This window comes from Idiomarina sp. D18, assembly GCF_057748155.1.
Window position 1 is genome coordinate 1,279,678 of the sequence record NZ_CM173240.1, and the last position, 18,444, is coordinate 1,298,121.

At 47.3% G+C, this 18,444-nt stretch carries 20 protein-coding genes and 1 tRNA gene; 9 read left to right on the forward strand and 12 right to left on the reverse strand.

Annotation, left to right across the window (positions count from 1 at the left end):
* Window position 1 precedes the first annotated feature (1 nt).
* From AC3AP5_RS06150 to AC3AP5_RS06160, 3 genes are all read left to right on the forward strand, one after another.
* On the forward strand, window positions 2–1,633 hold the full coding sequence (locus AC3AP5_RS06150) for a DUF3413 domain-containing protein (RefSeq protein ID WP_487327251.1): 1,632 nt from the start codon (window positions 2–4) through the stop codon (window positions 1,631–1,633).
* A gap of 82 nt (window positions 1,634–1,715) precedes the next feature.
* Window positions 1,716–1,792 (forward strand) — tRNA-Pro (locus AC3AP5_RS06155).
* A 126-nt stretch (window positions 1,793–1,918) separates the two neighbouring features.
* Window positions 1,919–2,563: a cation efflux transmembrane domain-containing protein gene (locus AC3AP5_RS06160; RefSeq protein WP_487327300.1), complete on the forward strand. Its 645-nt coding sequence runs from the start codon at window positions 1,919–1,921 to the stop codon at window positions 2,561–2,563.
* Window positions 2,564–2,575: 12 nt separating this feature from the next.
* Here AC3AP5_RS06160 and AC3AP5_RS06165 read toward each other — a convergent pair whose 3' ends face one another.
* From AC3AP5_RS06165 to ctlX, 3 genes are all read right to left on the reverse strand, one after another.
* A complete protein-coding gene (locus AC3AP5_RS06165; RefSeq protein ID WP_071463771.1) occupies window positions 2,576–2,887 on the reverse strand; it encodes a hypothetical protein in 312 nt (103 codons plus the stop codon).
* Between the two features lie 122 nt (window positions 2,888–3,009).
* Entirely contained in the window at window positions 3,010–4,653 is a 1,644-nt protein-coding gene (locus AC3AP5_RS06170; protein WP_487327252.1) for a diacylglycerol kinase family protein, read from the reverse strand.
* A gap of 7 nt (window positions 4,654–4,660) precedes the next feature.
* The gene (gene ctlX / locus AC3AP5_RS06175) at window positions 4,661–5,572 is read right to left on the reverse strand and encodes a citrulline utilization hydrolase CtlX (protein WP_487327253.1); all 912 of its coding nucleotides are present in this window, start codon (window positions 5,570–5,572) and stop codon (window positions 4,661–4,663) included.
* Between the two features lie 168 nt (window positions 5,573–5,740).
* Here ctlX and AC3AP5_RS06180 point away from each other — a divergent pair, with 168 nt between their 5' ends.
* The gene (locus AC3AP5_RS06180) at window positions 5,741–7,123 is read left to right on the forward strand and encodes an MBL fold metallo-hydrolase RNA specificity domain-containing protein (protein WP_487327254.1); all 1,383 of its coding nucleotides are present in this window, start codon (window positions 5,741–5,743) and stop codon (window positions 7,121–7,123) included.
* Here AC3AP5_RS06180 and AC3AP5_RS06185 read toward each other — a convergent pair.
* From AC3AP5_RS06185 to AC3AP5_RS06205, 5 genes are read right to left on the reverse strand one after another with little or no spacing between them, the layout of a single operon-like run.
* A complete protein-coding gene (locus AC3AP5_RS06185; protein WP_287830545.1) occupies window positions 7,080–8,069 on the reverse strand; it encodes a Fic family protein in 990 nt (329 codons plus the stop codon). The two genes, AC3AP5_RS06180 and AC3AP5_RS06185, sit on opposite strands and share 44 nt — an antisense overlap.
* Window positions 8,070–8,084: 15 nt before the next feature.
* The gene (locus AC3AP5_RS06190; RefSeq protein ID WP_487327255.1) at window positions 8,085–10,154 is read right to left on the reverse strand and encodes a sensor domain-containing diguanylate cyclase; all 2,070 of its coding nucleotides are present in this window, start codon (window positions 10,152–10,154) and stop codon (window positions 8,085–8,087) included.
* Window positions 10,155–10,169: 15 nt separating this feature from the next.
* On the reverse strand, window positions 10,170–10,769 hold the full coding sequence (locus AC3AP5_RS06195; RefSeq protein ID WP_286681842.1) for a biliverdin-producing heme oxygenase: 600 nt from the start codon (window positions 10,767–10,769) through the stop codon (window positions 10,170–10,172).
* Between the two features lie 25 nt (window positions 10,770–10,794).
* On the reverse strand, window positions 10,795–11,226 hold the full coding sequence (locus tag AC3AP5_RS06200) for an HIT domain-containing protein (protein ID WP_487327256.1): 432 nt from the start codon (window positions 11,224–11,226) through the stop codon (window positions 10,795–10,797).
* Window positions 11,223–11,723: a YqiA/YcfP family alpha/beta fold hydrolase gene (locus AC3AP5_RS06205; protein ID WP_487327257.1), complete on the reverse strand. Its 501-nt coding sequence runs from the start codon at window positions 11,721–11,723 to the stop codon at window positions 11,223–11,225. The genes AC3AP5_RS06200 and AC3AP5_RS06205 overlap by 4 nt, the downstream gene beginning before the upstream one ends.
* Window positions 11,724–11,828: 105 nt before the next feature.
* On the opposite strand from AC3AP5_RS06205, the gene AC3AP5_RS06210 reads away from it, so the two are divergent.
* From AC3AP5_RS06210 to AC3AP5_RS06225, 4 genes are all read left to right on the forward strand, one after another.
* Entirely contained in the window at window positions 11,829–12,677 is an 849-nt protein-coding gene (locus AC3AP5_RS06210; RefSeq protein ID WP_286681839.1) for a hypothetical protein, read from the forward strand.
* Between the two features lie 18 nt (window positions 12,678–12,695).
* Window positions 12,696–14,315 carry an acyl-CoA dehydrogenase family protein gene (locus AC3AP5_RS06215; RefSeq protein WP_487327258.1) on the forward strand — a complete coding sequence of 540 codons (1,620 nt, stop codon included), beginning with the start codon at window positions 12,696–12,698 and terminating at the stop codon, window positions 14,313–14,315.
* Window positions 14,308–14,730, forward strand: coding sequence for a DUF3293 domain-containing protein (locus AC3AP5_RS06220; RefSeq protein WP_487327259.1), 423 nt, complete (start codon window positions 14,308–14,310; stop codon window positions 14,728–14,730). Before AC3AP5_RS06215 ends, AC3AP5_RS06220 begins: the two co-directional genes overlap by 8 nt.
* A 184-nt stretch (window positions 14,731–14,914) precedes the next feature.
* Window positions 14,915–15,205 carry a hypothetical protein gene (locus AC3AP5_RS06225; RefSeq protein ID WP_487327260.1) on the forward strand — a complete coding sequence of 97 codons (291 nt, stop codon included), beginning with the start codon at window positions 14,915–14,917 and terminating at the stop codon, window positions 15,203–15,205.
* Here the strand turns inward: AC3AP5_RS06225 and AC3AP5_RS06230 are convergent.
* From AC3AP5_RS06230 to asnA, 4 genes are all read right to left on the reverse strand, one after another.
* On the reverse strand, window positions 15,202–15,537 hold the full coding sequence (locus AC3AP5_RS06230; protein WP_487327301.1) for a glutathione S-transferase N-terminal domain-containing protein: 336 nt from the start codon (window positions 15,535–15,537) through the stop codon (window positions 15,202–15,204). The two genes, AC3AP5_RS06225 and AC3AP5_RS06230, sit on opposite strands and share 4 nt — an antisense overlap.
* Before the next feature lie 149 nt (window positions 15,538–15,686).
* Complete coding sequence (locus tag AC3AP5_RS06235; protein ID WP_006955978.1) at window positions 15,687–16,448, reverse strand: CLCA_X family protein; 762 nt, start codon at window positions 16,446–16,448, stop codon at window positions 15,687–15,689.
* 22 nt (window positions 16,449–16,470) lie between these two features.
* Window positions 16,471–16,722: a TIGR03643 family protein gene (locus AC3AP5_RS06240; RefSeq protein WP_006955979.1), complete on the reverse strand. Its 252-nt coding sequence runs from the start codon at window positions 16,720–16,722 to the stop codon at window positions 16,471–16,473.
* 37 nt (window positions 16,723–16,759) lie between these two features.
* Window positions 16,760–17,740, reverse strand: a complete 981-nt coding sequence (asnA, locus tag AC3AP5_RS06245; protein ID WP_487327261.1) for an aspartate--ammonia ligase — start codon at window positions 17,738–17,740, stop codon at window positions 16,760–16,762.
* 164 nt (window positions 17,741–17,904) lie between these two features.
* Here asnA and AC3AP5_RS06250 point away from each other — a divergent pair, with 164 nt between their 5' ends.
* Window positions 17,905–18,363: an Lrp/AsnC ligand binding domain-containing protein gene (locus AC3AP5_RS06250; protein WP_487327262.1), complete on the forward strand. Its 459-nt coding sequence runs from the start codon at window positions 17,905–17,907 to the stop codon at window positions 18,361–18,363.
* Window positions 18,364–18,444 lie beyond the last annotated feature (81 nt).

Consider the following 18,444-nt stretch of genomic DNA (forward strand, 5'->3'; position numbering starts at 1 on the left):
AATGGGAAAGAACCAACGTCGCGATAAAATTGCACGACTTATAAGTTGGGGTCATTGGTTTACCTTCGCCAACATTATTTTGTGTCTCCTTATCGGCATTATCTATATTGATTCAACGCCGTCGCCGACCACGTTCATCAGTACCGTTTATCTCATTGTGAACTGGATCGGGCACTTCGCATTTCTGCCGTTCGTGTTCTTTATCATACTGATATTTCCGTTCTGCTTGCTTATTCCCTACTCCAAGGTATTACGCAGTATTGCGGCACTCATTAGCTCCCTTGGCATCGTCGCACTTATCTTTGATGCACTGTTTTTCCGCCACTACGGCTATCATCTAAACGCCTATTCACTTGCACAAATGGCGAAAGATGCCGAGGCCGCATTTACCGGCGCAAGTTTTGTCATCATTTTAATGATCATGTTGGGCTTTCTTATTCTGTTAGGCTTTGAACTGCTGCTTGCTAACTACACGTGGAAGCACCTTTCTGAACTCCAACATCGTCGCCTCGGCGCACCGGCCACCACGGTATTTGTATTGTGCTTTTTTGCTAGCCACAGTATTCACGTTTGGGCGGATGCTGAGCTCTATGACCCGATAACACAGCAAGATGATACATTCCCGCTCTCGTACCCGACGACAGCGAAAACGCTGATGTCGAAGCATGGCTTTATCGAAGTGGAAAATTATCAGGCGCAGCAACAAAAGCTGATGTCGGCAGAAAATATTCGCTTACGCTACCCGCACAATACGTTGCTGTGCTCAAAAACGTCGCAAACCCAGGGCATTACACTGGTTGTATTTGATCGTTTGAATGCCGAACAGTCACAACGTGTCGGTGAAGCAGCCAACGACAACGGCCTGACTCAAGTGGATATCCAGTTACTGGCACACCCGAGTCGTGAAGGCGGGTTGTTCCAACTGCTTTATGGTCTCCCCGACTTTTATCAAGAGACCATCGAGAATCAAAACATATCACCGGCTTACCTAAAACCATTAGCGGACTTTGGCATCGATGTGAGCTGGCATACATCGCCTAATTGGCCACAAGAACTCGGGCTTACTCAGTTTAAAACCGACTGGAACGCAGAGCCGCTGAGTAGTTTTTATCCACGCAACGAGAACCAGGTCAACGTTGTGCTGCTGAGCCATAAGGATATCAACCGCTTACCCGCAATACTCGGAAGCTTAGGCCAACAACGTGTACTGCTCTCGAGCCTAGCGCCCAGTAACACTGAGGGTCTGCTCGGACAGCAACAGTTTAAACCTGAAAATATGCGTGTCACTCTGTGGGAAAAAGATTTCGCACTACCACAACAAAGTATTGGCGGGTTGATGGATCTCATGCCAACCGCCCTATCTCGCGTCATGTCATGTGCTGGTGGCACTCAGAGCTTCAGCAATGGTGAAGACCTGATGAATGGAGGTGAGCGCTGGCCTCTAGTAGAAACCTACAGTCCGTATATCGTTATTTATGACCAAGAATTGATTACCGTGCTCGATAACAACGGTCAGTATAATATCTATCGTCGCGATGACTTCAGCCGCCTCGACGGCGCCGAACCGACGGTTCCTGTGTTAATTGATGCACTCAAAGATCTCAAACGCTTCAGCGGCCGCGCTAGAGACTGATTAAAATAACAGCGAACAGACGCGCTAAGTGCATTTGTGCCTTGCACTTAGCTCATAAATCAGTAACATAGCTGTCCTCGGTCGGCGTGTAGCGCAGCCTGGTAGCGCACTGTCATGGGGTGTCAGGGGTCGGAGGTTCAAATCCTCTCACGCCGACCAATTCTTCTCTTTTACCTGCTTAATTACTCTATCAATTCCACATCAGGTAATTTAGAGCGAAACCACGCTGCTACAACCTACTTTTTTGATACAATGGCGGCAAAATTTTTGCTAATGGATGTTCAAATGTCTTCATGCTGCGGTGGCGGAGTCTCTAATACACAAGCGCAAATGGATAGCGCACAGAAACGCTTACTATGGACCGTATTGGTGCTCAATGGTGTGATGTTTTTCGTTGAGTTCATTGCCGGTTGGATAGCCGAGTCCAGCGGCTTAATTGCTGACTCATTGGATATGCTTGCCGATACGCTGGTTTATGCGGTGAGTTTGTATGCGGTGGGTAAGGCAATTAAATACAAAGCGAATGCGGCTATTTTTAATGGCATATTACAAACAGCTCTCGCGTTGTTGGTGCTCGGTGATGTTGCACAGCGGTTGATTTGGGGCAGCGAACCCAATGCCAACATGATGCTATGGATAGCCGGCTTAGCATTACTGGTGAATGTTATTTGTTTTGCCCTGCTGTACAGCTCACGTAATGGCGATATCAACATTCGCGCCAGTTGGATTTGCTCGCGTAACGATATGCTCATGAATGCCGGTGTCATTCTTTCTGCGTGGTTGGTAAGCGCCATTAATAAAGCGTGGCCAGACTTGTTGATAGCAACAATCATCGCGATCATTGTGCTACGTTCGGCGCTACGCATTATCAAAGACGCTCATGCCGTCAAAGCGGGCGAAAAAACCGATATTTCGACGTGTTGTGGTTAATAGCCTAAGTTGTTAGTACTTGGAGGCATCCTGCACTGCCTGTGGCAATAATGGCAGTGCATAGGTGCGATAAGCTCGGATGTTAAGCCATTTCGCCAAACCAAGATAACTAATAATAATCACCGCGCTTATCACTGAGTGGTGCCAACTCGGTAGAATTAAAAGTGCCGCCACAACGGACAACAGGGCGCACTGACGCAACAGAAAACTGCCCCTGCGATACAGTTTGGCGCGAAACTTAGCCACGGTAATGGCGCGGTGTGCGGTGCGGGGATTTACCCCATCTAATTCGGGTTGCTTATACCAGCCTACGAAATCAATCATAACTCACTTAATATTGATTAATTTGTACACAGTATACCACAACTCACGCGCTCAGCTCTATTCGTATGATTTATGACCGTTATATCACAAGGCCTTTAGGCTCGATCGCCACGTTCGATTATCTAGTAATCAATACGATCAGGCACCAAGATCTGCAGTGCATGCTTTTCAACCTTGATATCTAACTCATCCGCTGAGTAAGGTTCGCCATCGACGACATAGTCTAAGCGCTCACCATCACAGCGTGCTAGGTGAATACGCTTTATGCGTGTGTGATGGGTATTCATCCCCACTTGGTCTTCGGTAATGCTGGCGTACAAGAGCTCGATTAGGCTTTTTACCGGTGAACTCTCACCCTGCTCTGAATCGAGCCACGTTACATCCAGTTTGCCATCGTCGATCACGGGCTCACCATCGCCCTGTGCCAACAAGGTTGTCATCGGTGCCGCATTGGCAACAATTAAACTGGCTGTTTCCCACGTTTCGGTTTCACCCTCATCAATGGTCACTTGCAACTGCAGTTGTTTATCTTCACTCAGTGCGCGCCATAAACCTTGAATATACGCTAACTGACCTAGCTTATCTTTGGCGCTGCGATCTGCCTGCTCAATCATTTGCTGTTCGAAGCCCACGCCAGCACATAAAAGCATCAATTGCTCATTGACCCAGCCACAGTCGATTTGCCGACAGCGACCCTCAATAATCGTTTCGCAGGCGACATCCACTGGGCTCAGTTTACTACTGAGTCCCCATAGCACCTGGCTCAAGGAATTTGCTGTGCCCATGGGTACGATCGCCAACTTACAATCATGGCCGATGAGCGCTCGTGCCACTTCAGTCAGCGTACCATCGCCGCCACAAGCAATAACTAACTCAGCGCCCTGCTCAAGCGCCTCACGTGCACATTCGGTACCGTTTTTATCTTCTTTCGTTTCAATCACTGTTAACTCGAAATACGGTGTGAGCGTATCCTTGAGCGGCTGTGCATATTCACTCCATTTACCGCCACCGGATACCGGATTAGCGACAATGTACGCACGCTTAATCATCAACTCTTGGTGCTCATCGATAAACTGTTGCAGTGCCTTCTTTTGTTGATGATTTAATCGCGCAACTTTACGCGCACCTTGGATTTTCTTCATCACGTCATCGATGTTTTTCGTATTACTGTGCGCCAGTAAATAGGCGGCCGCCATAAACACTGAACGTCCACGCCCCAAGGCGCAATGAATTAAGACATTATGGCCTTGCCGTTGTTGCTCGTGGATCCACTGCAAAGCTTGATGAATTTGTTCGTGAGACGGCGCCAAATGGTCAAGCACCGGAACGTTTAAGTAATTCACCTCGGCGCGTTCAGCTGACCAGTCAAGCGCATCAAATTCAGCCGTAACATCGAGTACCGCATTAATCGGCACGTCTTTGATCGCCTTCAGGTCGCCGCTGAATAAGCGTCTACCGACATAGATTCCATCCGCGACCTTTTGGAACACCGGTAAATCATCTTGGCGACGTGCGATGGCGTTATAAACGCGTACGCCAATCAGGAACGGGATTAATGACCAACGTATGTACCAAGGAATACGTCCGTTCGCTTTCTTTCGAAACAATCGAGCGGTATTCAACCAATAAGCAGAGGCGATTAGCGCTAAGGCGATACAGGTCCAGCCGAAGGCAATTTTTAATGGCCACGTGGGAAGTATATAGGTCAGCACTAGCGCGACGAGCGCGCCACATAAATAATAATAAGGTATCGCCTTTGAGCCCATAAGTATCCTATCTTGGTTGCCATTGTAGTTGCGCTATCATACAGCGCGCGGAGCCTCCGCCCTGCTCTATCGTTGGCAGGTTGCATATTAGCATACGCGCTTTTTGCTCAATTTGATCCCTTTGTTGCCGGGTTAATGCCTTTGCCGCTGTTTGTGATAAAACCAATATCGGCCCTTCTCGCCCCACGAGCTCCAAGGCATTACCAGCAAAGGATTCTATTTGTGAGCCAGTGAGTTCAATCACACATCGATCGCCATACGCTAAGCGCTGTGCCAAGTCATCACGATACGCCGGCGCAACTAATTCCGGCGCGTACATGGCGATATGCTCACCCACATTCATGAGCACATTGGTGTGGTAAATAGGTACGCCCTCGCGGTCATGCGCGTCAATCACCACAGGATTACAATCGATGTGCTTACTTAGCTCTGCTAACACGACATCGCTCATTCGCTGCGAACGCACCGCGTAAACATCGTGACTCAGTGGATCAAACACCAGCGCGCCGGTTCCCTCAAGACTTAACCCTTGCGACTCAAAGCCGGTCAGGTCAACGGTACGGGTGATCACGTAGTTCTGTTCTAAGCTTTGAATAATGTCGACACGTCGCTCTAACCGGCGGTTAGCGCAGTGCATGGGGTACAATACGAGTGTGCCATCTGCATGACTGGTAAACCAATTGTTGGGAAACACCGAGTCCGGTGTGTCGGTCGTGGTATCGTCAAAAACCTCAACACGAACCCCTTGCTGATTAAGCTGCGCCACCATGGCATCGAACTCTTCACGTGCATAGCGACTCACCGCGGCTTCGACACGCGCATCATCGAGCTGCTGAAAACGATTATCTGCCGCGGTTTGCTCATTACTGCGAAAATGATGTGGGCGCACCATGGCCACTCGACTGCATAATTGACTCACTACGTTAACTTCCTTTTCATCAAAAACAGCAAGCCGCTATTCTACTTGTGTTGGTTAAGTTTGCGCAATGCGAGTAACTCAGGCTTACACACGATGTCGGCTATATCTCCGTGTCAGTAAATTAAACTAAGCTACACTATGCAAAAAAAGTGAATAAGGCTAAACACTGTGAATGAACTATCCATTGAGTGGCCAATCCGTTTAACACATTTAGGTGGTACTTGGCAGGTAACAGGCTCGTGCCACTTATGGCATTTAAACGCTCGACAAACGGTGATGATCGACTGCGGCGCATTTCAGGGTATCGCGCAAGAGGATGACTTAACGCCGTATGTCGATGTCGATAGCTTGGCGGCTGTGTTTATTACTCATGCACACCTCGATCATGTCGGCCGCTTACCGCAGTTGCTCGCGCTGGGTTATCGTGGTCCGATTTACTGTACGGCCGCCACACTTGCATTAATGCAATTGGTACTGGGCGACTCTCTGCAACTCGCGGGTATTCGCGACGAAAGCGCACTCGCGGCATTTAACGCGTTGCTCGCGCGGCATGTGGTTGTTTGTGAATATGGTCAAACGGTGGATGTTCTACCCTCACTTAGCATCACGTTCGAAGAGGCAGGACACATACTGGGTTCGTCTTATCTCTGTTTTGATATTAAGCCGTTGCATAAACGTGTTGTCTTTTCCGGCGACTTAGGCTGCCGTAACTCACCGCTAATCAACGACCCAACACCGCTTAAACGCGCTGACTTACTTGTTTTAGAGAGTACTTACGGGGATCGCTCGCATGGTGACCGCAGTCAACGAACGCAACAACTCGAATCGATTATAAAACGTGCTGTTGTCGATGGCGGCGCCATCTTAATTCCTGCATTTAGCATTGGCCGCACGCAAGAGCTGCTCTATGAGTTTGAACAAATTTGGCACCAACACGCGTGTTCAAAGGACACCGATTTTCCCGAGATTGTTATCGATTCGCCAATGGCGAACAAAGTGACTGACATCTACCAACATCATGAAGCGCTATGGGATGCAACCAGCCGGTCTCGCCAAGCTCATGGACGACATCCGTTAGACTTTAGCCACGCGCATCCAGTGGATGAGCATAGCTTGCATCTCGCTTTGGTTAATCGTCTCAAATCAACGGCTGAGCCGGTCATTGTCATTGCAGGCTCAGGGATGTGTACCGGAGGGCGCATTATTAATTATCTTGATGCACTGATAGAAGATCCTCGCACGGATATATTGTTTGTGGGTTACCAAGCACAAGGGACGCTAGGTGAGCAAATTCAACGAGCGGCGGCGGGTGATGTAGTGACGATTAACCAGCAAAAAAGAAAAGTAAATGCTCAGGTATATTCGCTAACCGGCTACTCCGCCCATGCTGATCAAGACGAATTACTCGCTTTTATTGGCAATGCTGAATTTCCCGTCCAAGCCGTTCGCTTGGTGCACGGTTCTGCGCCAGCACAACATACCTTGGCTGAAAAAATACGTCAGCAGTTTAGCATTCCGGTAACGATAACTGTTGCGACGGAGAAACCATAACGCGCCAATAACCGCCTCGTGGACTACCCACGCGTTCGAGCTTACCTTGTTGTTTGAGTCGGGCAAATTGCTTCTCTACGGCCCTCGAACTCAAACCCAACAGTTCGGCAATGCGTTGTGCGCTAATACCCCGTTCTTTATTGACTAAAAACAGTACTTTGCGGGCTGTCGGCCATTTTTCCGAACCTTTTACCGAACACATATCCGAAAACTTATCCGAACTTTTTTGCACTTCATCCACTGTTTCCTCACTGCAGATAGCCAGCTTTTGCGCGAGTTCATTCAAGCTCGTTCGGAGAACTCCAGTCAGCCACAGGATATACGCTTCGGAGCGCTCATTACGTTCGGCTTGTCGCGCTTCTGCCAGTTCGTCGATTGATGCTAGCCAACTTTGCTCAATATTGAGCCATTGAAAAAGTGGGTGCCAAGAACGCATCAATAGGGTGAGCCAAAATCGTGTGATACAACCATTCGCTTCGGCAAACGGTTGCCAACTTTCAAAGACATTAAAAAACAGTGCAGCGCGATACAGGGGGTGACAATGGTCGGCGTTGAGTTCAGTAAATAATTCGCTGAGTGTTCGTGCGATACCCGTGGCGGGTGGTGAAGCATAAATATTACGACCGTGATGATAAATAGCGACTGAAGTACCGCGGTACTGACCTGCACGCATGCTCAAGTTCAACATCAACTGCCGATGTGCTTTTTTTAATGCTTGTTCGTTTAGCGGGTCCCAGTGCTCGATATGGTCATAAAGCGCGGAGATATTAATGCGGTGAGCATTTAGGTTTTCACATTCAATACTGGCTGTCTGCTTTTCGTTAAGCCACGTTTGAGCCGTTACACTGTCGACCTCAACCGATTCAAATTGAGCGATAATCCCCCCTGCCTGTTCGGCAAGGTTTAACAGCTCAGAACGGGTTGACCACTCAAGTTGAGGCCACATGTTTTATTCCTTTTATTATTTGCCTGGCGAGACCTCCACACTGTTTCGTCCAGACTCTTTGACTTGGTATAACGCGTTATCGGCGCGCTTTACCAAACTATTACGGTCTTCACTGGGTAATAATTCTGCTACGCCAAAGCTTGCCGTGACTTGACCAACTTTGTCAAATTGAAGGTTTGATAATCGCCTTCTTAAACGCTCCGCCAGTTGACTCGCACTGTCAAGATCAGTTTCTGGGGCTATGATTAAAAACTCTTCTCCCCCCCAACGACCAAACACATCACTGCTGCGAAGCCATTGATGAATCGCTTCACTTATCAGCTTAAGCACTTTGTCACCCACATCGTGACCGTAGTCATCATTAACACGCTTGAAATGATCGATGTCGAGTAAAATGACGGCCAAGTCTCGCCCATGACGTTTACATCGCTTCACTTCCTCTTCCAGTGTCTGTTCCATGTGATAGCGGTTCCAGACTTGCGTCAAGGCATCGGTATGGACCAAGTGCTCCAACCGTTGATTCGCTTCAGTGAGCTCCTGATTTAACTGTTCAATTTGATAAGCGGACGCACCAATAGCGAGGTCTTCTGCCAGCGTTTTGGCCGCTTCAATTTGGATCCCTGTCCAGATTGGTGCATATCCATCAACATCCTGTTGCCATTGCTCAAACGAGTGACGAGGCGACAACACTTGGCGACCTTTGTATTCTCGTACCTCTCCTTTTTCAAGCTTACCCGCCCACCGAAAAACTTCAGTCTCCTGCGGTCTAAAGAAGACTAACCAGCCCTGGTTTCGCTTATCTATCGGCATCGACACTGCTAACACGCCACAATATGGCAACTCTGGGATGGCCTGCCGTATCTCAGACAATCGACAGTCTCGTTCGCTAAATACTCCTGTCACGCTATGATTTTCATTAAGCCAGTCACGTACCTTGTGTAAGGTCGATACATCAATATGCTCGCCGATAACACGCTGTGTTTGAGCACTGATCAAAGCTACAGCCGCCGCTTCAAACAGTTTTAGCCAGAAATGACCTTGGTCTTCGAGCAGTTGCTGCGGCGACTTAATTTCTCGTTTTCGGTCGAGTAGCGCTTTTCGGCTCTCTTCAACACGATCGAAAAACCGATCGGCTTCAAATTGTTTTTGTAGCATTAAACGTTGTTCGGCGAGCTTGACCAAAGAGTGGATATTAAGCCGTGTAGAATAAGATAACGGTTGCGCCGATACGCCGTGACACGAAACTAAACCCCACAGCTGATTCTGGTCAAAAATAGCCACTGACATCGAGCGCTGTAGGCCCATGTTTTTCATATATTCTGTATGAATGGGTGACTTACCTCGGATCGTACCAAGCGACAGGTCAAGTGCCATGGAGCCCAGCTCTTCGGCATACACAATCACCGCATCCTCAGTATCCACATCGGCGATATAACGGATTGGGTTAACGTGATACAACGCTCGAACCTGGCTTGGAATGTCACTGGCTGGAAAGCTGAGCCCTATATATTGCTCGATATCTTCGCGTGTTGTGTGCTCGCTGATTACGCGACCGTTCCAGCTATCGTCGAACTGATAAACCAACACGCGCTCATAACCACTCAACTCACTAATTGAGCGACATAACTTTTGCAGCGTTTGCTCCGTAGTATTTGTGTTCGAAATATCAAGTAACGCTCGGTCGAAATAGCAGGAACGCTTTAACCCAGGATCAGTCACGTCGATCTCAGTTTCTACGACTAACCAAGCTTGGCTATAATAAATACGGGAAAAAAAAGATTGTTCACCCGCTTCCCACGCAAATATTTCGTAGTCTGACCCTTGCTTTAACTTTTCGTCTGCGGCTTTGAATGATGTTAGAAAGTCACTCGGCATGCACTCTGCCAATGACGACCCCATTAAGGCGTCACTCGAACAACCTAACACGGCATCGCTATTGTCACTGACAGCAATAATCTGACCGCCCCGTTTAATATCAACTGCCAGTAACATCCCATTTGCCTGCACACATTGCGGTGCATGCACCGGCTCTTTGGCACAGTTCTTCATCGCCTCTTCATAGGAAATCGAAGTATTATCAGCCACTCATACCACCCTAAATTAACCCACTGCTACTGTGCTATCTCGCTGCTCTATGCGTTGTGCAATCGAATTCAACGACGCGAAGGCGTTCACAGCGGCTGAAGTCATTTCGTTGAGTTGCTCATTGGTAAACGAAAAACGCTCGAACATCTCAATAAATCGTTGCCAGCTGCGATACCTGTAAAAATTAAAATAACTTAATGCATTGCCCTCAAGATTTAAAACCTTGTTAAGGCGTTGACTGAGCATTCGACCGCCTTGTGTGCTCCCTTCAATGACATAGGCATAACCAAGCGCCTGATAAATGGAAACGGCATTAACATGATGGATATTAGGTGGTGGCGTAAACCCTCCAAGCGCATGAATATCTGCTAAAATCTGACCACTGCGCGGCTGATAGTAGTATTCAAAAAGCCGTTGATTGTCCTTGGGTAACCAAGTCTGTAAGCACATCTCATACCGCTCTAGCCATGAGTAAAGACCGTTAAGCGCTTGCAGGTAGTCTTCGTTAGACACGTGCGCTCCCATCAGCGGCTTCATTAACCCTGACTGCTCTGCTTCGCGATGTGCTTTTTCGGTCATCTGCTTGAGATGTAAACGTGCTGAATGTTTTTTCATGCCCTATCAAACGTTGTTTGCAAGGTTATCGATCAGCCTCAACTGAAATAAATTTAGAGCAAGCATTCAATTCTTTTTGGATTGCTTCGATATCTCGGATTGAATGCTGACGCTCCATTTTTTGTCCCCATATCGGCGCTGGCCAAAACGGGTCATCCGGATAACGAACAACATGATGGACATGCAGTTGGCTGACAACGTTGCCAATAGCGGCGATATTTAACTTACACTGCGGATAAGTGTGTAACAACCATTCACTCAAGGCTTGGCTTTCTTTCCAAAGGTTAAACTGCTCGCTTTCCGACAACTGCGTTATTTCACTGATCTCATTAACTTCAGGCACTAACAAAAACCAAGTGCAGTCGGCGCCTTTCATTAAACGGAGTTGTGACAGCGGACCCCGCGCCAGCAAAATAGAGTCGTTAGCTAAACGAGGGTCGATTACAAAGCCAGTCATGTCATGCTCTCCAAAAACAGCTCAAAGTCACGTACGACAATATCAAGTCGATTAACGAGCCGATGATCGTCGTCAATTAAGTGCAGTTCAGCGGCAATGCGCTGACAGAACTTAACACTGTGTTGCCAATCGACAATATCATCTCGCCAACCGTGGACCACACTGACAGAACCGTTCGGACGTAATGTATCGAAGTCGACTTTGCCTCCCATGTACAGCGCTGGTGCCATTAAAAAGCAACCCATCGCTTTAGCATGCTCACTATTAGCCAGCGCAACGTATCCCCCCATACTCGAACCGACTAAGATAACTCGATCTCCTTGATAATCATCTAAGTAACGAGCCAATCGATCCGCACGATCATCTGGGTCCATTTGATCTTGGTAATCGATACTATCCACAGCAAAATTTCGACTTTTTGCAACCTTCGCGAGGGCCTTTATTTTATGCCCCCAAGGACCACTTTCTTTGCCGTGATTGAAAACGATCTTTGTCATTTTCGCCCCTATAACTTACATTTTAAAATATATTGATTTTTTGTTACTAAAAATCGACGATAGATATGACTGTAACACGTAGAGAACCCATTTATGATAGGTACTATGCTAAAAGCATCTTTATTTATACTTCTGTTATGTGCATCAACATGGGCTATTGCTGATCAACACGATGATATTATATGGGGCATTAATGTGTCTCCCCCTTTTCATATTTGGCAAGGTGAATACGAAAAAGCGGGTTTTTGCGATACCTTAGTGGATACCTTTGAACGCGAACTGCCGGCGCTGTCTCAAAGCAAGCGTAAATTGCCCTCGCGCCGAATCACTATGTTAATGCGCAAAAACCAACACCTATGTTTCCCCTGCTTAATTAAAGACAGTGATTACAACAAAGACTTTATTTTCTCAGATGCGACACATGTATACCCGCCACACGGCGTCATCACGACAGCATCAAAGGCTCAACGGTTTATTAAAGCATTCGGTGAGCCATTATCGTTTACTGCCCTAGCGCAGAGCGACTATCGTTTCGCTCAGCCGATTGAGCGACGTTATGGTGAACTACAACCCATCATCGAGGACTACTTAATACCGTCAGAGCACTTCCAAGAAGTCTCTGGCGAAGGGGCTCACATGAACTTGATGGCGATGGTTGCCGCAGGGCGAATTGATTACACGCTTGATTATAAGATGCTGATGACCTACTTCCAACGTACCGAGGATCAAACGAACCCAGATTTTGAACCGCTCGTATTTATTCCTATCAAAGAAAACAAAGACGCAGTCATAATTGGCGCTGTCGGCTGCAGTAATAATCAATGGGGGCAGCATGCGATTAGCAACATGAACCGTGTGATTGAGCAGGTCCGAAGTGACTCTGACTTCCGCCAATCTCTGGATCTTTGGCTAGGGGCTGATCGACCACGTCCGGAATTTAATAATCGAAATTAACATCGAGCAATGAATACTATGGCATTGAATCAACCACCTTACCTCATCAACTATAATGTCTATCAAAGTGATCGCTTTTTGCAGCAGTGCGCTCAATATTTTGCTGAATCCAATGAACAAGATGAACGGGTTAAGCTAGGGTCATTGCTCGGTAGCGAGCAACATATTGAGCGTTGTTATGCTGCCAACCATTATCCGCCGGAATTATTTACCCATGACCGTTACGGTGATCGCATTAATCATATTGCTTACCACGCCAGTTATCATGAGCTGATGCAAATTGCGGCGGAGCAGAAGTTACACAACGGTGTCTGGCGCTCAGTGTCACCCTACTCCCATGTAGAACGAACGATTCGTTATTATTTAAATAGCCAGCTTGAGGCGGGTCATGGATGCCCGATTACCATGACGTTTGCTGCAATTCCTGTACTCCAGCAAAGTCCATTATATCCACAGTTACAAGAACAGCTTTTGCAACCGCTTTACGATGGACGCGACATTCCATTTTATGAAAAGTCAGCTTTGACTGTGGGTATGGGAATGACTGAAAAGCAAGGTGGTTCGGACGTGCGTAGCAATACGACCTACGCGACACCACAGGGCGCCGCCGGTGAAGGTGAAGTCTACATATTGAACGGCCACAAGTGGTTTTTATCGGCACCTATGAGTGATTTGTTTTTAATGCTCGCACAAACTAAGCACGGGCTCGGCTGCTTTTCGGTACCTCGTTGGCGTGAGGACGGCACACGCAATGGCATTCATATTCAACAGCTCAAACAAAAAATGGGCAATCAATCGAACGCGTCGTGCGAGGTTGAATTAAATGATGTTGAAGGCCGTTTACTGGGTTCCGAAGGTAAAGGTGTGCGTACCATTATTGACATGGTTGCAATGACACGGTTCGACTGCATGATTGGTTCGTCTGCCTTGTTACGGCAGTCTCTTGTGCAAGCGTTGCATCACTGTCACTACCGAAGCGCATTTGGCGCACGGCTCATCGAGCAGCCATTAATGATTAATCTTCTATGTGATATGGCGATAGAAAGTGAATGTGCGCTACTTTGGACACTGACGGTGGCACAGTGGCTCGATAGCAGCGACATCGAAGCCAAGCGCTTAGCACGCTTGCTCGTTCCTGTCGGGAAGTATTGGATATGTAAACGAGCACCTCAGGTAACCTACGAGGCAATGGAGGTCATTGGCGGTATGGGCGTAATGGAAAATACCCCCATGCCGAGACTCTACCGAGAAGCCCCGATAAATGCGATTTGGGAAGGCTCCGGTAACATTCAATGTTTAGACGTACTGCGCGCCTGTGAAAAGGATCCCGAGTTACTGTCGACCTGGTTTAGTTTTATTGCGCGTAGCTGCGGTCAATACAGTCGCTATGACGCAGCAGTTGAGCGGTTACAGCAAGAACTTGAAAAGTACCCGCCATCGCCGTTTAATGCACGTCGTCTAGTTGATGAAATTGCACTGTTAACGCAGGCGGCGCTCGCTATCCAACATATGCAACCAGAACGCAGTCGTCTGATTTGTGAGAACCTGTTGAACCGATCAGGACGTAATTTAGGCACATTGGTGGGTGACTTTGATACAGCACACCAGTGGGTTAAGGACAGTTTCACCATTGGTTAACAAAAGCTCGCTGAACACCGTCTATGAGGAGGCCCTTTATCGACTCGATATCATGGGACGCCGTTATACGCTCTCGACCCTATCAAAGCAGGCGTTTGTTGAGCGTATATTAGACATGACGCGCTGTCATTCACTGACGATCATTACGGTTGATCATCCACGCAGTCAACGCTGTGATCGCGCCACATTTAGCCGACGACATGATCAACTGACGCAACAGTTACATCATCTTGGCATACGCTTTTTCCACACTTCCGCGCTCGCCCCTCAATGCGACTGGCCCGTAGAACACGGCGTTGCGATTGCAGATTTACCACTCGCTTCGGCCTATCCGCTCAATCAACGGTTTCATCAAAATGCTTTTTTACATATTAACCGAGAACAAGGTGTGGCGCTGCATTGGACCAATCCCTAAAAAATATTCAATCCTAAATACGATCTTGTTCGTAGTAATTGTTAATAGAAATTTTACTCAAAACAGGATACCCACTATTCCAATTTGGTATAGCGTATCTAACGAATGTCACAAGTGACTTCGGATGAGTCGAACTATAATTTTGATATACGTAATGGAAAAGCGGCGTTCTGCTGGAGGCCTTATGAAATCATCAGACTGGAATACTATGAGTGTGGCGCACAACACACGCATTCGAGGCCGTAAATTATGGGCTGCGGGCATTTACAGTGCTGTCAGTATTGCACTCATTAGTGCCATTATTGTTGTCGCTGATTGGCTTAACACCCTGTTCAGCGAATCACAGACATTCCTGAGTCAACACCCGAAACTCTACACTGTCAGTCTTATCGTGATGTTGACCGCAGGAACGATGCTAGTCGTCGAGCGTAGTCTAGCTAAAAAGCAACGTTACAACGAGTGGCGAGACGATTAAGCGTGTTCAAAACGCGCTCGCAAATAGTGGATAATATCATCGGATTCGTACATCCACTGTGCGTTGCCACTCTCTTGGGTAATGCGTAAGCATGGCACTTTGACTCGTCCACCCTGCTCGCTAAGCTCGGCGCGATGAGTTTCATTGTGCTGTGCATCGCGTAATTCAATGGGTAAGTTTAACCGCGCTATCTCCTTCCGAACCTTAATACAGAATGGGCACGTTTTAAATTGATACAAACTTAACTGCTTACATTCTTGTTCGACACGCGCTTGAGCATCTGTGCAGCGCTCAATGCCTTTCGGCGTTGTTAGTTTTTCCATAATCAACATAAAAGGTGTGAGGATTAAACGCACCAATCTAAAAAAATAACGAATTAAAATACGCACCGTACTGCCTCGCTTTTGGTAGCATCTCAATGAGCCGCTCAGGTTAGCATAATTTGCTTATCGTCGATAGCGATGGGATTGTGTTCAAGTGACTATTTTAGCGCCTGCCCCAGTGACTGAAAATAGTCTAACCAACACTCAGCGACAGCATTGGCCTCATCTTGTTTTGGATAAAGTCCGAGCTCAGCAGTTTTACTTTTTAACGTACCGGCCACGAGAAAATGGTTTTTCAATGTCTGCTGTTGAACAACCCGTTCAAAACACCGTGCCGCGACCTCTTCCGGCATCGAAAAGTAGTAACTTCCTTCAGCCTTATCAAAAGCCATGCAGCGTTTCATTAGAGCACTTGCTGACTGTCCATCTGATGATAGGAACAATCGCTGAAACCCCAACACAAGCCGTTCATTTAGAGTGTGCGGGCGCACGGGCTCATTCAGCAGCCAAGCTTTGCTTGCGAACCGGCCTGGTTGCGTGGCTGAGCTGAATAGATGTGAGGCAATATAGTGATCAAAGGCGTGAAACCACTCGTGCGCTAAACTGCCTCCTCCTGCATTTTTCGCTAGCGCCAATAGCCGCCGTGACGGGATATAATGGGCGCTGGCACCGAGCCGACCACCAATTCCATAATTGATCGACAAACTACCGCGTAGTGATATCACTGACTCAGTGACACCCAAGATTACCTGTAAGTCACATAAAGCATCGAAAAATAAATTGGCTGCTACCTGCTGCTCATGCGCAGTGACCCACCGGCCGATACGTACCGAGTTAAATCCAAACAGTTTAACGATGTCTGCAAAGCTGACATCCGCGCCACCGCGATGAGGTGGACCATTTCTAAAATATTCGCGCATGCTCGCTATTCTATCACGGTCATCACTGCTTGTACTGAGTGGGACAATAGCCTCGTCCGTAATCGAAACCTCGAATTTTACGGTGCTTGGTCGCTCGACCCGATACCCGTGCACGCCAGTTGTTAAACGCGGTTCTTTTAAGCTGTTTGCGCATTAACTTAATCACTTGGTCTTCACTCAGACCGTAGGTCTCGTTGATCGCCTCAAACGGCGTGCGATCTTCCCACGCCATTTCAATAATGCGTGAAATATCAGCTTCATTAAGTGCCTTCATCCTAATGCTCCACTTGAATCCAGCACTCACATACGCATTAAAGTGCTTCTTGGATGCCGGGTTGCCATACACCGCATTGCACTTGTGCAATATGGTCCGCTTGTAAAAGTAGCATCACCACTCGAGACTGTCCGATGCCACCGCCGATGGTCAATGGCAGTTCACCCGCAGCTAAACGTTGATGCCAAGCCAGTTTTAAGCGATCTGTCTGTTCGGTCAGTTCGAGTTGCTTTTTAAGCGCCGCTGCATCAACACGTATGCCCATTGAGCTAAGCTCAATCGCTTTTTGTAGCTTAGGGCTCCATACCAACAAATCACCGTTCAAGCCTGTACCGAAGTGTTCAGTTTGCGTGCTCCAATCATCATAATCAGGCGCGCGTTCATCATGCTTTTTACCATCGCTAAGTGGTGCGCCAATACCGTAAACAAACACCGCACCGTACGCTTCAGTAATTTTGTTTTCTCGTTGCTTAGCTGTTAGCTCGGGGTATTCCGCGCGCAGCGTCTCACTACTAATAAAGGTCAATTGCCGCGGCAGGATAGACAGCCCCCCGTAAATTGCTCGCAATTTGCTCTCTGTTGCCGTAAGCGCTGCATAGATAAGTTTTACCTGCTGTTTAAGGTACTGCATGCTGCGCTGCTCTTCAGCAATCACTTTTTCCCAGTCCCATTGGTCAACAAATACTGAATGCGTTTCATCGAGCGTTTCTTCATCCGGTCTTAGCGCCGACATCGTTACTACAATACCTTGACCCACCGGTGCTTGATAATCAGCGAGTAGCTGACGTTTCCACTTAGCGAGCGAGTGTACCACTTGATATTGTTTGTCTGGCAGTGCCGAAACATTGACCTCAACGGGGCGTTCGATACCCGATAGATCGTCTTGTAACCCCGTTCCCTGCTCTGTCAGTAATGGTCCTTCACATTTAACTAACTGCATCTGCCGACATAGCCGAGAGAGAAACTCGCGTTTTATGAAGTCAATTTTTTGTTGTTTTGCCAAATACCCTTCCCACATAAAGCACTCCTGAATCGATTAATTGCGTGATGACTGTAGAAACAGAAAACCATGGAAGAGAGCAAAAACTCAATAGCATTTATTCATTTATGCTAAACTAAAAAATAATTTCTATTGAATTAAAGATATATTTAAATTAAATCCAATAAATAAGCCTAATTCACATGAAAAATTATAAATTAGATAATCTCGATAAATTTATCCTAGAAACATTACTCAATGATGCAAGGGTGTCCTATGCAACCATGGCGACAACTCAAAAAGTAAGTACCGCGACCGTTCATGTCCGCGTTGAGAAAATGCGCAAGCTGGGCTTAATCAAAGGCACGCGGCTCGCCATTGATCCCCAAAAACTGGGGTACGACGTCTGTTGCTTCATTGGAATAACACTAACGACAGCAGGCGATTATCCGTTAGCAATCGAGAAACTTGCTCATGTCGACGCTATCACCGAAGCGCATTACACGACGGGTCACTACAATATCTTTGCAAAGCTGATGACGCGCTCAATTGAGGATTTACAAGATATTCTGATCAATCGAATTCAGGTCATCAAAGAGGTACAAGCAACCGACACCTGGATTTCGTTGCAACAACCGATAGCGAGGCAAGTTAAGCCGTGATTTATGATGTTAATGGCGTCTTTTATACGGTTAAACGAAAGCCGTGCCGCAAAAGTAGGATTTCTGTTAGTCTAGTTGTAT

Excerpts from the sequence above, each read along its gene's own strand:
- AC3AP5_RS06205 (WP_487327257.1), bottom strand. The coding sequence starts at position 11,723 with ATGACAAAGATCGTTTTCAATCACGGCAAAGAAAGTGGTCCTTGGGGG.
- AC3AP5_RS06165 (WP_071463771.1), bottom strand. The coding sequence starts at position 2,887 with ATGATTGATTTCGTAGGCTGGTATAAGCAACCCGAATTAGATGGGGTA.
- AC3AP5_RS06240 (WP_006955979.1), bottom strand. The coding sequence starts at position 16,722 with ATGAAGGCACTTAATGAAGCTGATATTTCACGCATTATTGAAATGGCG.
- AC3AP5_RS06200 (WP_487327256.1), bottom strand. The coding sequence starts at position 11,226 with ATGACTGGCTTTGTAATCGACCCTCGTTTAGCTAACGACTCTATTTTG.
- AC3AP5_RS06235 (WP_006955978.1), bottom strand. The coding sequence starts at position 16,448 with ATGCGCGAATATTTTAGAAATGGTCCACCTCATCGCGGTGGCGCGGAT.
- AC3AP5_RS06230 (WP_487327301.1), bottom strand. The coding sequence starts at position 15,537 with ATGTTGATTATGGAAAAACTAACAACGCCGAAAGGCATTGAGCGCTGC.
- AC3AP5_RS06225 (WP_487327260.1), top strand. The coding sequence starts at position 14,915 with ATGAAATCATCAGACTGGAATACTATGAGTGTGGCGCACAACACACGC.
- AC3AP5_RS06160 (WP_487327300.1), top strand. The coding sequence starts at position 1,919 with ATGTCTTCATGCTGCGGTGGCGGAGTCTCTAATACACAAGCGCAAATG.
- AC3AP5_RS06215 (WP_487327258.1), top strand. The coding sequence starts at position 12,696 with ATGGCATTGAATCAACCACCTTACCTCATCAACTATAATGTCTATCAA.
- asnA (WP_487327261.1), bottom strand. The coding sequence starts at position 17,740 with ATGTGGGAAGGGTATTTGGCAAAACAACAAAAAATTGACTTCATAAAA.
- AC3AP5_RS06150 (WP_487327251.1), top strand. The coding sequence starts at position 2 with ATGGGAAAGAACCAACGTCGCGATAAAATTGCACGACTTATAAGTTGG.
- AC3AP5_RS06210 (WP_286681839.1), top strand. The coding sequence starts at position 11,829 with ATGCTAAAAGCATCTTTATTTATACTTCTGTTATGTGCATCAACATGG.
- AC3AP5_RS06170 (WP_487327252.1), bottom strand. The coding sequence starts at position 4,653 with ATGGGCTCAAAGGCGATACCTTATTATTATTTATGTGGCGCGCTCGTC.
- AC3AP5_RS06185 (WP_287830545.1), bottom strand. The coding sequence starts at position 8,069 with ATGTGGCCTCAACTTGAGTGGTCAACCCGTTCTGAGCTGTTAAACCTT.
- AC3AP5_RS06250 (WP_487327262.1), top strand. The coding sequence starts at position 17,905 with ATGAAAAATTATAAATTAGATAATCTCGATAAATTTATCCTAGAAACA.
- AC3AP5_RS06195 (WP_286681842.1), bottom strand. The coding sequence starts at position 10,769 with ATGAAAAAACATTCAGCACGTTTACATCTCAAGCAGATGACCGAAAAA.